The organism is Neochlamydia sp. S13 (genome assembly GCF_000648235.2).
Lineage (GTDB): Bacteria > Chlamydiota > Chlamydiia > Chlamydiales > Parachlamydiaceae > Neochlamydia.
This window is the reverse complement of the sequence record NZ_AP017977.1, coordinates 1,826,144-1,840,797: the sequence shown is the minus strand read 5'-3', so window position 1 is coordinate 1,840,797 and position 14,654 is coordinate 1,826,144. Positions and strand designations below refer to the sequence as shown.

The window sequence follows — 14,654 nt, the reverse complement described above, 5'->3', positions numbered from 1 at the left end:
ATTTGTTTATATGCAATAGGCATTTATTTTCCAAAAGAAAACAATGCTAGGCGTACTACATTAAGGCGGTTCTCCTTGTGCACCATTCAAATACCAGAAGTTTAACATTTTTAGAGATTTTTGGATAGCATTTGAAATTTCTTCTTGTGCTTTTTTCTTGGGCAGATCTTTATACGCTTCCCAATAGATAGGCTTACCAAAAACGCAAGCCGTTTGTCCTTCTAACCTAGGTATCCACTTTTTTTTGGGCCAGGCTTCATAGGTACCATGAATATAGACAGGTATAATCGGGCACTGGCTTTTGCTGATAAGCATTCCTATGCCAGGCTTTATGGGTAGTAAGTGTCCGGTAGGGGTTCTCTTGCCTTCAGGAAAAATCACTACTTTTTTACTATCTTTTAATAATTGAAGAATTAATTTAAGTGAGGTTATATCTTGCGAGATGCCACCTACAGGATAAGAATTTAGGTGAGAAATCAACTTTTTAAAGATTGTATTGTTGAAAAGAGATCCTCTTGCAAGGAAGTTGACTTCCTCATCGCATGAAATAGCTACAAGAGGGGGATCTAAAAAAGAAGCATGGTTAGGAGCAAGAATGCAGGGCCCCGCAGGGAGGTGGTGTTTTCCATACACTTGATGGCGAAATAACAATGAAAAGAATTTTTTAGTACAGATATAAATTGAGCGATAAAAAAATTTCATGCCAACAAATAGTGAAGGTATATATATGTTTGCATCCTAAATAAATACCTCCTATTTATCAAGAAGATTTAAAAATTACAGGATTATAGAAAATTTAACTTTTACTTGTAGCTCAAATTAAAATGTTAACAGCTTAAGGCAATCAAGGCTTTAATGCTTAGTAACATGATAGATATTGGCTTTTTAAAACGGAAGTTCCATTTTTTTAGAAACAATCTGTAATAAACAAATTATTGATTATTAACAGATTATGCTTGTTATCGGCGCTTTTTTCTGGTGACTACATGCGCATGATTCTTTGGTAAAACTTTTGGTAACTCTACTTTTAAGGCTTCAAGCATTTGTCTGTTTTGGTGACGTGGTTCGGGGATTTGCTGAAAACTTAAGCCTTCATTTACTGTCCATTCTATTAGCGTTAAAGTAGATAAGCTGCGTAAGCCCTCTTCTACTGTTAAATAAAGGTCCTTCCAGGCTCTATCAAGCTCTCTGATAATCATGTAGACTAACATTACAATTAAAACATGGCCCCTTGTACTTTCTTCTGAATGTACATAGACTGGCCGTATCTCAAGATCGCTTTTTACTGTTCTAAAAGCTGATTCTACTCTAGCTAAATCTTTATAACGATCATGTACTTCTTGCATGCTCACTTCGTCGCAAGCAAGATCGGTTTTAATCACATAGCAACCATCTAGCTTAGCATCCTCAGCTAGTATTTCTTGATTGAAGCATACAGATAAGCTTCTATCTTGTGCGCTAACTGTCACGCAAGTTTTAAGCGCTAAACGCTCGATTTTAGCTTTAATTTTTTTCAGCGCTACTTCTACCTGTGCTTTGGGATGTGCATGTAGATAGGCATTTTGCATAGCGACCAATTTTTCTATGCTAGCTAGCTTGCTGAGACGAGAATGGGCGATTTCCTGGGCGCGCACAGGATTGCGCTTAAGAATATATCTTATCCCATCTTCTTTAACTTCAGCCAAGTTATTATCAAATAGCGTATATTCGATCACACCTTTTTTCATTAAGGTCTCTATTTGAGCTTTTGTCATAGCGGTAATATAATGAAAACCCTGCTCTTGTAAATTTTCGATCTGCCCGCTTTTAATCATCCCTCTATCGCCTACAAAAGTGACTTTTTCACATTTAAATCGTTCTTTGGCTTTTTTGATTTGAGCATAAAAGGTAGAAGTGTCTTGCATATTGCCTTTAAACACTTCGGTGGATACGGGTGTGCCATCGGCTGCACTTAGCAAGCCTATCACAATTTGCTTCTTACCTTTCTTTTTGTCTCGGTTATAACCCCAATCGGCAAGCTGATTCTTCTCGCCTTCTAAATACGAGCTTGTAACATCATACAAAAATAAGTGAGGAGCTTTCTTACAAAAACTTTTAGTAAACAATCGATCTTCGATAGAAGCTTGGCTTTGGCATAACCACAAAAGATTCTTATAAAGATCTTCTTCGTTAAAGCCTTTTTGCAAGCCAATTACAGAAGCAATGGCATAGGTTTCTGCCAACCTGACGGCAGAAAGTCTTGAGCCTTGCTCCAATACGCGTGCTACCACTTGCCACAACGCGAGCTGACCTTCTCGGCTATTGCCAAGTGCATCCACAATTCCTAAACGTTTAGTCATTTGGTATATCACCCATACACCACCGACAGATAATCCCTCTTGCATTGTGGCTCCATTACACGAGGTTAAAGCTTGGAGATTACCTTTATGTTTTAAAGCTAACTCGATCGCAGCAATTTCTTCAGGTGTGCAATTGGATAGATTACCCACAGTGCGTTTTTTGACGGTTTTACCTTCTCTATAGGATTCTCGCAGCAAAATTGTTTCATAAACTTTGCCGGCGGCTGATTTGAATTTTGATCTTACTATATGCATACCTACATAAATACACTAATAACAACATTCATGTAAATTCTAAAAACGATTTTTATCAAGTTTTTGGTGACTACATTTTTTTATAAAAAAGATATAATGCTTTAATAGTAAACTAATTAACTACTTCAAAACTAATACGAAAATGGAACTTCCGTTAAAAAGTACTTACGGCCATTCTACCATTGAAAACGCTGCCTTATTTTTCCTGGAATATCTTTCACTTTCAAAGGATTTTCCGTTAATACAAGCGTGTTAAGGCAAGGCATCTGTCCGATTTCTGCAGGCAGGCTGGTGAGCTGGTTCTTGTATAAGTAAAGCTGTTTCAGCTGAGATAGCTGCCCGATTTCTTTAGGAAGACTGGTAAGCTGGTTTTCATCTAAGTCAAGCGTTTGCAGCTGAGACAGTTGCCAAATTTCTGCAGGAAGACTGGCGACCTGGTTTTGATTTAAGTCAAGCCTTCGCAGCTTAGACAGCTGCCCGATTTCTGCAGGAAGGCTGGTGAGCTGGTTTTGATTTAAGCTAAGCCGTGTCAACTGAGACAGCTGCCCGATTTCTGCAGGCAGAGCGGTGAGCTGGTTTTGATTTAAGTAAAGCTCTTGCAGCTCATACAACTGCCCGATTTCTTTAGGAAGACTGGTGAGCTGGTTTTGATTTAAGTAAAGCCATTTTAGCTGAGACAGCTGCCCGATTTCTGCAGGTAGAGCGGTGAGCTGGCTTTGATTTAATTCAAGCGCTTGTAGCTGAGTCAATTGCCCAATTTCTGCAGGAAGGCTGGTGAGCTGGTTGTTGCTTAAGTAAAGCCATTGCAGCCGAGAAAGCCGCCCGATCCCTGCAGGTAGACTGGCGAGCTGGTTTTCGCGTAAGTTAAGCCTTGTCAGCTGAGACAGCCGCCCCATTTCTGTAGGCAGAGTGGTGAGCGGGTTTTGATTTAAGTAAAGCACTTGCAGCTGAGATAACTGGCCTATTTCTGGAGGTAAATAAGTCAAGCCTGCGTTAGATAAAGCTAAAGCCGTGATGTTTTTACAATTTTCTTCAATCCAATCTCTAAGAAGCTCCCCTTTTTTTTCTAGAGACAAGTGCTTAATGTCTTCTCGGCTCAAGTATTCTTCCCCCTCAGGAAGTTTTTTCCAAAGTAAAAGGCGATTGATATTTAAGAGATAAGAAGAGTAATTAGCCAGAGTTAAGGCTCTTGTTTCTTCTGTTTTCTCTTTAAATTCCAAAGGAGAAATAGATTTAGCTAAGGTAAAAACTTGCTTAAAAACTTGATAAATTTTTTCGGTGGAGGTAAGTCCAGGATTGAGCTGATAAACTTTAGCTAACATAAGAGTTCGCTGGGTAGTGGTATTCTTCTTGGGAAAATGAAGCTGTGCTATTTTTTTATAAAGAGAAGGCATCGTTTCAGAAGCCAGCAGATGATGCCATCTTTTACAGACGCTAAATAAGGGAGGAACTACGCAAGCCTCTAAGATAGGGAGTAGCAATTCATTGGGCAAGCTTCCAATAGATGCCGAAGAGATAGGATGCATGTTATTTCCTTGGGTAGTGATAAATTTTCAGCATTGTTATTTTTTAAAGACAATATAAAAAAATTAAAAAAGCCAGTCAAACGAATTCGTATCCTTATCAATGAAAATAACTCACAGATAATCTACCTCGCTTTTTTTTCAGATAGATTCACGGAAAGGGGGGAGACCTTCTAAGCATTTAGGAGCAGCCACAGGTTTTGGGGATTAAGTGACTCGGCAATTTTGGTTTGGTTAAAAGCATGAGATTGATTCTTTGCCTTATTTGAGAAAAACGGCTCTTTTTGGTGCCTTGTTTTAATTCTTCTACCGCATGATGGAATACAATACGCCTAGCTTCTTCCTGTCAAGGAAAATTGTTCTCCCAGCTATAACACTCTACAGAAAAAGAGAGAAGATCCTTGTCGTCATAAATGTGTAGGTTAGTTTAAGCTTGCTTAGTTGCAGGAAGGAAAGCGGATGACTTGTTTAAAGATAAGATGTCTAAAAGCTTTTTATTCCATTTTAGCCCACCACAATTTAAAAAGCACTTACAACCATTCTACAATTGAAAACGCTGCCTTATTTTTTCGGCGATATCTTTCCAAGGATTTTCCGCTAATTCAAGCTTGGAAAGCCGAGACAGCTGCCCGATTTCTTCAGGAAGGCTGGTGAGCTGGTTTTGATTTAAGTAAAGCGTTTGCAGATCAGACAGCTGCCCGATTTCGGCAGGCAGAGTGGTGAGCTGGTTTTCATTTAAGTAAAGCTCTTGCAGCTCAGACAATTGACCTATTTCTGCGGGAAGGCTGGTGAGCTGGTTTTGGCTTAAATCAAGCCATTGTAGCTTAGACAGCTGCCCGATTTCTGCAGGCAGACTGGTGAGCTGGTTTTGAGTTAAGTAAAGATATTGCAGCTGAGACAATTGGCATATTTCTGCAGGAAGGCTGGCGAGCTGGCTTTGATTTAATTCAAGCGTTTGTAGCTGAGTCAATTGCCCAATTTCTGCAGGAAGGCTGGTGAGCTGGTTGTTGCTTAAGTAAAGCCATTGCAGCCGAGAAAGCCGCCCGATCCCTGCAGGCAGACTGGCGAGCTGGTTTTGGCTTAAATCAAGCCATTGTAGCTTAGACAGCTGCCCGATTTCTACAGGCAGGCTGGTGAGCTGGTTTTGATTTAAGTAAAGATGTTGCAGCTGAGACAATTGACCTATTTCTACAGGAAGACTGGCGAGCTGGTTTTCTCTTAAGTAAAGCCATTCCAGCTGAGGCAATTGGCATATTTCTGCAGGAAGGCTGGTGAGCTGGTTTTGATTTAAGTAAAGATGTTGCAGCTGAGACAATTGGCATATTTCTGCAGGAAGGCTGGTGAGCTGGTTTTGATTTAAGTAAAGCTCTCGTAGTTGAGACAGCTGGCCGATTTCTGCAGGCAGAGCGGTGAGCTGGTTGTTGCTTAAGTAAAGCCATTGCAGCTGAGACAGTTGCCAAATTTCTGCAGGAAGACTGGCGACCTGGTTTTGGCTTAAATCAAGCCTTTGTAACTGAGGCAATTGCCCAATTTCTGCAGAAAGGCTGGTGAGTTGGTTTTGACTTAAGTAAAGCACTTGCAGCTGAGACAATTGACCTATTTCTACAGGCAGACTGGCGAGCTGGTTTTGGCTTAAGTAAAGCCATTCCAGCTGAGACAATTGACCTATTTCTGCAGGCAGACTGGTGAGCTGATTTTGATTTAATTCAAGCACTCGCAGCTGAGACAGCTGCCCGATTTCTGCAGGAAGACTGATGATCTGGTTTTTGCTTAAGTGAAGCTCTTGCAGCTGAGATAACTGGCATATTTCTGGGGGTAAATAAGTCAAGCCTACTCTAGATAAATCTAAAATTGTGATGTTTTTACAATTTTCTCCAATCCAATCTCTAAGAAGCTCTCCTTTTTTTTCTAGAGGCAAGTGCTTAATTTCTTCTCGGCTCAAGTATTCTTCCCCACCAGGAAGCTTTTTCCAAAGTAAAAGGCGATTAATATTTAAGAGATAAGAAGAGTAATTAGCCAGAGTTAAGCCTCTTTTTTCTTCTGTTTTCTCTTTAAATTCTAAAGGAGAAATAGATTTAGCTAAGGTAAAAACTTGTTTAAAAACTCGATAAACTTTTTCAGTAGAGGTAAGTACAGGATTGAGTTGATAAACTTTAGCTAACATAAGAGTTCGCTGGGTAGTGGCATTCCCCCTGGGGAAATGAAGATGGGCTATTTTTTTATAAAGAGAAGGCATCGTTTCAGAAGCCAGCAGATGATGCCATCTTTTACAGACGCTAAATAAGGAAGGAACTGTGCAAGCCTCCAAGATAGGGAGCAGCAATTCATTGGGCAAGCTTTCAATAGATGCCGAAGAGATAGGGTGCATTTTATTTCCTATGGTAGGGATAACTTTATCAGCATTTATATTTTTAAAAACAATATAAAAAAATTAAAAAAGCAAGTCAAACGAATTCGTATCCTTATCAATGAAAATAGCTCACAGATAATCTACCTCGCTTTTTTTTCAGATAGATTCACGGAAAGGGGGGAGACCTTCTCCTGACTTCAACATTTTAACATCAAAAAGTGATAAAGCTTTTCAAATTTTCCTAGGAAAACACTCCTGATTTTTCTGTTTTCTAGTTTGTAGTGCCTAGTAAAACATTTATCTTGCTTTATTTTTAGAAATCTTTTATATTGCAAGAAAACTTATAGCTTATTTTTATGTTTGTCAGAGTAAAAACCACACCTAATAGCCCCAGAAAATCTGTGCAGATTGTTGAATCGGTGCGCGATGGAGAAAAAGTTAAACAAAGAATCGTCCGCTATGTCGGGATTGCTATGGACGAGCAAGAACTTAAAAAAATGGTTGAGCTAGCGGAACATATCAAGAGCAAGATAGAACACCAACACGATCCCACTCTTTTTGGTCCTGAAGAAATGGCTCAGCAAGCGATTAAATCAAAAAACATGTCAAAGCTAAACGATGAGGAGCTAAACGTTAACCTTAAAAACCTAGAAGAAGAACAGCGTGCTATCGTGGGCATTCATGAGATTTATGGAAAAATCTATGAAGAGCTAGGTTTTGGAAATATTCTTAAAAACACTTCAAGTGCAGAAATATTAAAACACATTGTCATGGCCCGCATTGCTAATCCTGTTAGCAAAAGAGCTTCTGTTAGGCAATTAGAGCAAGACTTTGGGATACAAATCAACTTGCAAGGTGTTGATAGGATGATGGATTGTTTAAATCAAGAGGCTCAGCAAGCTATACAGGATTGTGCTTACAATACAGCCAAAGAATTATTTGGACAAAAAATCGATCTGATTTTTTTTGACGCTACTACCCTTTATTTTGAGTCTTTCCAAGAAGATGAATTTAAGCAAAATGGTTATAGCAAAGACCTTAAATTCAATCAGCCTCAAGTCTTAATTTCCTTAATGGTAACTAAACAAGGCATGCCTATTGGATACCAGGCTTTTCCAGGATCAACCTATGAAGGGCATACTCTTATGCCTATTTTAGAAAAGGTTAAAGCCAACTATCAGCTAGATAAAGTGATATTTGTAGGCGATAGTGGCATTTTAAATAGCGCTAATCTTTTAGCACTTGAGCAAGCAAAATATGAGTATATTATTGGAGCACGCCTAAAAAATCAAAAAACAGAGATTAAGAAGAAGATTTTAGATTTAAATGCTTATGCAACCTATCCTGAAAATGGTCAAACACGCCTTACTGCTATTTACTTAGATGAGGATCATCGTCTAATTGTTACCCATAATGCCTCTAGAGCGAAAAAAGATGCTTATGATCGAGAAAAAGCTCTTAACAAGTTAATAGAGAAGCTAAAGAAAAGCAAAAAGTGCCAAGCATTTATTTCAAATTACGGTTACAAGAAATATTTAAATTTTAAAGGGCAGTCACAAATATCTTTAAATGAGAAAAAACTACAAGAAGAGGCTCAGTGGGACGGGCTGCATGGAATAATTACCAATGCCAAACACTTATCACCCCACGAGCTGTTAGAACACTACCGCGGTCTTTGGCAAGTAGAAGAATCTTTCCGAATCACTAAACATGATCTTAAAGTCAGACCTATATTTCATTGGACGCCTGAGAGAGTAAAAGCTCATCTTGCCCTATCTTTTATAGCCTTTTGTTGCGTAAGGCATCTTGAATATCGGGTAGCCTTACAATATGAGAAAATGTCACCTGAAGCTATTCGTCAAGAGCTAATTAGAATTCAATCCAGCATTTTGAAAGATAAAAATGGACAGCGCTACGTGATCCCCTCAAAAGCTAGTAACCATGGCTTAAAGATTTATCAAGTCATGGGGTTAAAATATTCCACAACCCCTTACAAGCTCATTTCCTCTAAGCCTAAATTTCATAAGCCTTAAATTAGCTCCTTATCTTTACTTTCTTTCCAATGTAGTGCCCATAGAAATTTTGGGGATTTTCATAATCAGATACTTACGCAAAAAAGTGTTGAAGTCAGGAGATAGGGTGCATTTTATTTCCTATGGTAGGGATAACTTTATCAGCATTTATATTTTTAAAAACAATATAAAAAAATTAAAAAAGCAAGTCAAACGAATTCGTATCCTTATCAATGAAAATAGCTCACAGATAATCTACCTCGCTTTTTTTTCAGATAGATTCACGGAAAGGGGGGAGACCTTCTAAGCATTTAGGAGCAGCCACAGGTTTTGGGGATTAAGTGACTCGGCAATTTTGGTTTGGTTAAAAGCATGAGATTGATTCTTTGCCTTATTTGAGAAAAACGGCTCTTTTTGGTGCCTTGTTTTAATTCTTCTACCGAAGGGTGGAATACAATACGCCAGTTTCTTACTGTCAAGGAAAGTTGTTCTCCCAGCCATAGCACTCTGCAGAAAAAGAGAAAAACTTCTTATCGTTATAACGGAAGTTCCATTTTTTTTATAAGGTTAAAGTGTTTAATTATTTTATTATTAAAGCTTTATGGCTTTTTTATAAAATTTTGTAGTCACCAAAATTTTAATTAAAATTGTTTTTAATATTTACATAAATCTTTTTATTAGTGTATTTTGTAGGTATGCATATAGTGAAGTCAAAATTTAAATCAGCTGCCGGCAAAGTTTATGAAACAATTTTGCTACGAGAATCCTATAGAGAAGGCAAAACCGTCAAAAAACGCACGGTGGGTAATCTATCCAATTGCACACCTGAAGAAATTGCTGCTATCGAGTTAGCTTTAAAACATAAAGGTAATCTCCAAGCTTTAACCTCGTGTAGTGGAGCCACAATGCAAGAGGGATTATCTGTCGGTGGCGTATGGGTGATCTACCAAATGGCTAAACGTTTAGGAATTGTGGATGCACTTGGCAATAGCCGAGAAGGTCAGCTCGCGTTGTGGCAAGTGGTAGCACGCGTATTGGAGCAAGGCTCAAGGCTTTCTGCCGTCAGGTTGGCAGAAACGTATGCCATTGCACCTGTAATTGACTTGCAAAAGGGCTTTAACGAAGAAGATCTTTATAAGAATCTTTTGTGGTTATGCCAAAGCCAAGCCTCTATCGAAGATCGATTATTTACTAAAAGTTTTTGCAAGAAACCTCCTCACTTATTTTTGTATGATGTCACTAGCTCGTATTTAGAAGGCGAGAAAAACGAGCTTGCCGATTGGGGTTACAACCGAGACAAAAAGAAAGGTAAGAAGCAAATTGTGATAGGCTTGCTAAGTTCAGCCGATGGCACACCCGTATCAACCGAAGTGTTTAAAGGCAATACCCAAGATACTTCTACCTTCCATGCTCAGATCAAAAAAGCTAAAGAACGCTTTAAATGCGAGAAAGTCACTTTTGTAGGCGATAGAGGGATGATTAAAAGCGGGCAGATCGAAAATTTACAAGAGCAGGGTTTTCATTATATTACCGCTATGACAAAAGCTCAAATAGAGACCTTAATGAAAAAGGTGTGATCGAATATACGCTATTTGATAATAACTTGGCTGAAGTCAAAGAAGATGGGATAAGATATATTCTTAAGCGCAATCCTGTGCGCGCCCAGGAAATCGCCCATTCTCGTCTCAGCAAGCTAGCTAGCATTGAAAAATTGGTCGCTATGCAAAATGCCTATCTACATGCGCATCCCAAAGCACAGGTAGAAGTAGCGCTGAAAAAAATTAAAACTAAAATCGAGCGTTTAACGCTTAAAACTTGCGTGACAGTTAGCGCACAAGATAGAAGTTTATCTGTATGCCTCAATCAAGAAATACTAGCTGAGGATGCTAAGCTAGATGGTTGCTATGTGATTAAAACCGATCTTGCTTGCGAAGAAGTGAGCATGCAAGAAGTACATGATCGTTATAAAGATTTAGCTAGAGTAGAATCAGCTTTTAGAACAGTAAAAAACGATCTTGAGATACGGCCAGTCTATGTACGTTCAGAAGAAAGTACAAGGGGCCATGTTTTAATTGTAATGTTAGCCTACATGATTATCAGAGAACTTGATAAAGCCTGGAAGGACCTTTATTTAACAGTAGAAGAGGGCTTGCGCAGTTTATCTACTTTAACGCTAATAGAATGGACAGTAAATGATGGCTTAAGTTTTCAGCAAATCCCCGAACCACGTCACCAAAACAGACAAATGCTTGAAGCCTTAAAAGTAGAGTTACCAAAAGTTTTACCAAAGAATCATGCGCATGTAGTCACTAGGAAGAAGCGCCGATAATTCACTTAAATTATTAATAATCAACAGCTTGATTGCTACCGATTGTTTCTAAAAAAGTGGAACTTCCGTTATAAATGTGTAGGTTAGTTTAAATTTGCTTAGTTGCTGGAAGGAAAGCGGATTACTTGTTTAAAGATAAGATGGCTAAAAGTTTTTTATTTCATTTTAGCCCACCACAATTTAAAAAGCACTTACAACCATTCTACAATTGAAAACGCTGCCTTATTTTTTCGGCGATATCTTTCCAAGGATTTTCCGCTAATTCAAGCTTGGAAAGCCGAGACAGCTGCCCGATTTCTTCAGGAAGGCTGGTGAGCTGGTTTTGATTTAAGTAAAGCGTTTGCAGATCAGACAGCTGCCCGATTTCGGCAGGCAGAGTGGTGAGCTGGTTTTCATTTAAGTAAAGCTCTTGCAGCTCAGACAATTGACCTATTTCTGCGGGAAGGCTGGTGAGCTGGTTTTGGCTTAAATCAAGCCATTGTAGCTTAGACAGCTGCCCGATTTCTGCAGGCAGACTGGTGAGCTGGTTTTGAGTTAAGTAAAGATATTGCAGCTGAGACAATTGGCATATTTCTGCAGGAAGGCTGGCGAGCTGGCTTTGATTTAATTCAAGCGTTTGTAGCTGAGTCAATTGCCCAATTTCTGCAGGAAGGCTGGTGAGCTGGTTGTTGCTTAAGTAAAGCCATTGCAGCCGAGAAAGCCGCCTGATCCCTGCAGGCAGACTGGCGAGCTGGTTTTGGCTTAAATCAAGCCATTGTAGCTTAGACAGCTGCCCGATTTCTACAGGCAGGCTGGTGAGCTGGTTTTGATTTAAGTAAAGATGTTGCAGCTGAGACAATTGACCTATTTCTGCAGGCAGACTGATGAGCTGATTTTGATTTAATTCAAGCACTCGCAGCTGAGACAGCTGCCCGATTTCTGCAGGAAGACTGATGATCTGGTTTTTGCTTAAGTGAAGCTCTTGCAGCTGAGATAACTGGCATATTTCTGGGGGTAAATAAGTCAAGCCTACTCTAGATAAATTTAAAGTCGTGATGTTTTTACGATTTTCTGCAATCCAATCTCTAAGAAGTGCCCCTTTTTTCTCTAGAGGCAAGTGCTTAATTTCTTCTCGGCTCAAGTATTCTTCCCCACCAGGAAGTTCTTTCCAAAGTAAAAGGCGATTATTATTAAAGAGATAAGAAGAGTAATTAGCCAGCGTTAAGCCTCTTTTTTCTTCTGTTTTCCCTTTAAATTCCAAAGGAGAAATAGATTTAGCTAAGGTAAAAACTTGTTTAAAAACTTGATAAATTTTTTCGCTGGAGGTAAGTCTAGGATTGAGCTGATAAACTTTAGCTAACATAAGAGTTCGCTGGGTAGTGGCATTCCCCCTGGGGAAATGAAGATGGGCTATTTTTTTATAAAGAGAAGGCATCACTTCAGAAGCCAGCAGATGATGCCATCTTTTACAGACGCTAAATAAGGAAGGAACTGCGCAAGCCTCCAAGATAGGGAGCAGCAATTCATTGGGCAAGCTTTCAATAGATGCCGAAGAGATAGGGTGCATTTTATTTCCTATGGTAGGGATAACTTTTTCAGCATTTATATTTTTAAAAACAATATAAAAAAATTAAAAAAGCAAGTCAAACGAATTCGTATCCTTATCAATGAAAATAACTCACAGATAATCTACCTCGCTTTTTTTTCAGATAGATTCACGGAAAGGGGGGAGACCTTCTAAGCATTTAGGAGCAGCCACAGGTTTTGGGGATTAAGTGACTCGGCAATTTTGGTTTGGTTAAAAGCATGAGATTGATTCTTTGCCTTATTTGAGAAAAACGGCTCTTTTTGGTGCCTTGTTTTAATTCTTCTACCGCATGATGGAATACAATACGCCTAGCTTCTTCCTGTCAAGGAAAATTGTTCTCCCAGCTATAACACGGGTGTAATTAAAAGTGTTGGCAAGATAAGGAAGGATTAATACATACTGAAAGTATAGCAAAAGGAGGTTGCATATGCTTAACGAAGAAGAAGTTAATAAAGTATTTAATCGCTTAAAGAATCATCCCGGTCTATTAGAATCCATTAGAGAATTATTAGATATTACCGAAGGAGTTAAAGGGATTGAAGTGGCGGATGATGCTGAATTTGCTCTTATTCCCGAAGTTAGAGGTTTAGGGAAAAAATGCCTAGAGGATTGGGCAAAGCATCAAGTAAATGAACAAGAAGTTAAGACTCGGGAAATGAAATTAAGGCAGCACTCAAAAAAAAACTAAGTTGGCATACAACATTTGGGATAGTAGGTATGGAAGAGAGATGCTTCCTACAAGCAGGAAAATTGATTAGACCCTTTTCTTTATCTTCTAAGGTTAGGTGTAGAGGGTATTCTTTACCTTTAGAGCGAGCAATAACCGACTTTGGAGCAGATATTGCGTTTGGAAAAGTAGGGGAAAAGATGAAGGAGCATTATGGAATTGAAGCTTCTTCTTCCATGGTTAGATTGATTACCCAAAAGCATGCAAACAAAATAGCTAAGCTAAAAAAAGAAACGTCGAGTCAAGAAGCAATCATTATTAGTGAAACAGATGGGAGTATGGTACCCATTGTGGAGATAGATGAGGTTGACAAACAAGCAAAAAAAGATGCAAGAAAAGCAAGAAAAATATGTTGGAAAGAAGCCAAAATAAGTTTGGCAAGAGGCAAGGACAAAGTCAACCGCTTTTATGCTGGTAGTATTGGAACAGCAGAACAAGCAGGCCAACAGATGCTAGAATGTGCTTTTCTAGCGGGTCTGAAAGAAGGTAGTTATGTGCATGCCATAAGTGATGGAGCGCCGTGGATAGCTGAACAAGTAAAACTAAAGTTTTGCAATCGAAGCGGCCACTTAATTGATTTTTATCATTTATGTGAATATTTATCCGAGGCTGCGATTTGGTGCAATATTTTTGCGCCAAAAAAGTTGTTAGAAGAAAGTAAAGAAAAGTTAAAAGCTGGAAAAAGCCGAGAAGTTTTCAAAGAGATTGAAATTAAGTTCAAGGCGCTAGATCATCCTGAGCAGGAGAATGGCTTAGTAAGATGCTATAGATATATGGAAAAAAGACTGGATATGATGAATTATAAAAGCGCTTTAGATAAAGGCTTACCGATTGGGTCAGGTGAGATAGAAAGTAGCCATAGGCATGTGGTACAAAAGAGGCTGAAGATAGCGGGAGCTTGGTGGAAGGTAGAAAATGCTAATGCGATGTTGAGCTTAAGAATAGGTAGATTAAATGGTTATTGGGAAGCTTACTGGAATTCCTACAAGGCTGCTGCTTAAAAAAAGGTTGCCAACACTTTTGTTTACACCCCTATAACACTCTACAGAAAAAGAGAAAAACTTCTTGTCGTTATAAATGTGTAGGTTAGTTTAAGCTTGCTTAGTTGCAGGAAGGAAAGCGGATGACTTGTTTAAAGATAAGATGGCTAAAAGCTTTTTTTTCATTATAGCTCATTCAATTTAAAAAGTATTTACGGCCATTCTACAACTGAAAACGCTGCCTTTTTTTCTCCGATATCTTTCAAAGGATTTTCCGTTAAAAAGGAAGATAAAGTATGCAAGATGTTTAACTTAAAAAAATTAAAAACAATCTATTATTTTGGTCTATTTAGAAGGAAAAAGTAAGAAGATAAGCCGGACTTATTAACATAAAAATAAACTTTTTTGCTTAAAGCCTAATAGGACTCTTTCTAGCTTTTCTAAATCTTTAGGCAAAAAAAACATCTTAGCCATCTTTGGGAGAAAAAAGGTGGGAAAAATAAAAAATGAGCTGCTTTCCATAAAAAATTGATGAGCTGTTTAAGAAGAGGAGCTATATAGCAAAAGAAAAT

The 14,654-nt window shown here is 38.6% G+C and carries 10 protein-coding genes; 5 read left to right on the top strand and 5 right to left on the bottom strand.

The genetic code is table 11. The features are described 5' to 3' along the window. Positions 1–60: 60 nt before the first annotated feature. The 4 genes from TY21_RS07160 to TY21_RS07145 all read right to left on the bottom strand — a co-directional run bounded on the left by TY21_RS07160 (position 61) and on the right by TY21_RS07145 (position 6,485). The gene (locus tag TY21_RS07160; protein WP_042243918.1) at positions 61–702 is read right to left on the bottom strand and encodes a lysophospholipid acyltransferase family protein; all 642 of its coding nucleotides are present in this window, start codon (positions 700–702) and stop codon (positions 61–63) included. A gap of 257 nt (positions 703–959) precedes the next feature. Next, positions 960–2,594, bottom strand: coding sequence for an IS1634 family transposase (locus TY21_RS07155; RefSeq protein WP_130589616.1), 1,635 nt, complete (start codon positions 2,592–2,594; stop codon positions 960–962). A gap of 176 nt (positions 2,595–2,770) precedes the next feature. Next, positions 2,771–4,120 carry a leucine-rich repeat domain-containing protein gene (locus TY21_RS07150; RefSeq protein ID WP_052354511.1) on the bottom strand — a complete coding sequence of 450 codons (1,350 nt, stop codon included), beginning with the start codon at positions 4,118–4,120 and terminating at the stop codon, positions 2,771–2,773. 538 nt (positions 4,121–4,658) lie between these two features. Then, positions 4,659–6,485: a leucine-rich repeat domain-containing protein gene (locus tag TY21_RS07145; RefSeq protein WP_197725043.1), complete on the bottom strand. Its 1,827-nt coding sequence runs from the start codon at positions 6,483–6,485 to the stop codon at positions 4,659–4,661. A gap of 338 nt (positions 6,486–6,823) precedes the next feature. On the opposite strand from TY21_RS07145, the gene TY21_RS07140 reads away from it, so the two are divergent. The 3 genes from TY21_RS07140 to TY21_RS07130 all read left to right on the top strand — a co-directional run bounded on the left by TY21_RS07140 (position 6,824) and on the right by TY21_RS07130 (position 10,808). Then, entirely contained in the window at positions 6,824–8,500 is a 1,677-nt protein-coding gene (locus TY21_RS07140; RefSeq protein WP_130589615.1) for an IS1634 family transposase, read from the top strand. Positions 8,501–9,174: 674 nt separating this feature from the next. Continuing rightward, positions 9,175–10,056 carry an IS1634 family transposase gene (locus tag TY21_RS07135; RefSeq protein ID WP_130589614.1) on the top strand — a complete coding sequence of 294 codons (882 nt, stop codon included), beginning with the start codon at positions 9,175–9,177 and terminating at the stop codon, positions 10,054–10,056. Then, positions 10,053–10,808 carry a transposase gene (locus TY21_RS07130; protein WP_130589613.1) on the top strand — a complete coding sequence of 252 codons (756 nt, stop codon included), beginning with the start codon at positions 10,053–10,055 and terminating at the stop codon, positions 10,806–10,808. Before TY21_RS07135 ends, TY21_RS07130 begins: the two co-directional genes overlap by 4 nt. Positions 10,809–11,010: 202 nt before the next feature. On the opposite strand, the gene TY21_RS07125 is transcribed toward TY21_RS07130, so the two are convergent. Further along, the gene (locus TY21_RS07125; protein ID WP_197725042.1) at positions 11,011–12,354 is read right to left on the bottom strand and encodes a leucine-rich repeat domain-containing protein; all 1,344 of its coding nucleotides are present in this window, start codon (positions 12,352–12,354) and stop codon (positions 11,011–11,013) included. Positions 12,355–12,802: 448 nt separating this feature from the next. On the opposite strand from TY21_RS07125, the gene TY21_RS07120 reads away from it, so the two are divergent. Next, complete coding sequence (locus TY21_RS07120; protein ID WP_130589612.1) at positions 12,803–13,063, top strand: hypothetical protein; 261 nt, start codon at positions 12,803–12,805, stop codon at positions 13,061–13,063. Positions 13,064–13,092: 29 nt separating this feature from the next. After that, entirely contained in the window at positions 13,093–14,103 is a 1,011-nt protein-coding gene (locus TY21_RS07115; protein ID WP_130589611.1) for a hypothetical protein, read from the top strand. The last annotated feature ends 551 nt before the right edge of the window (positions 14,104–14,654 follow it).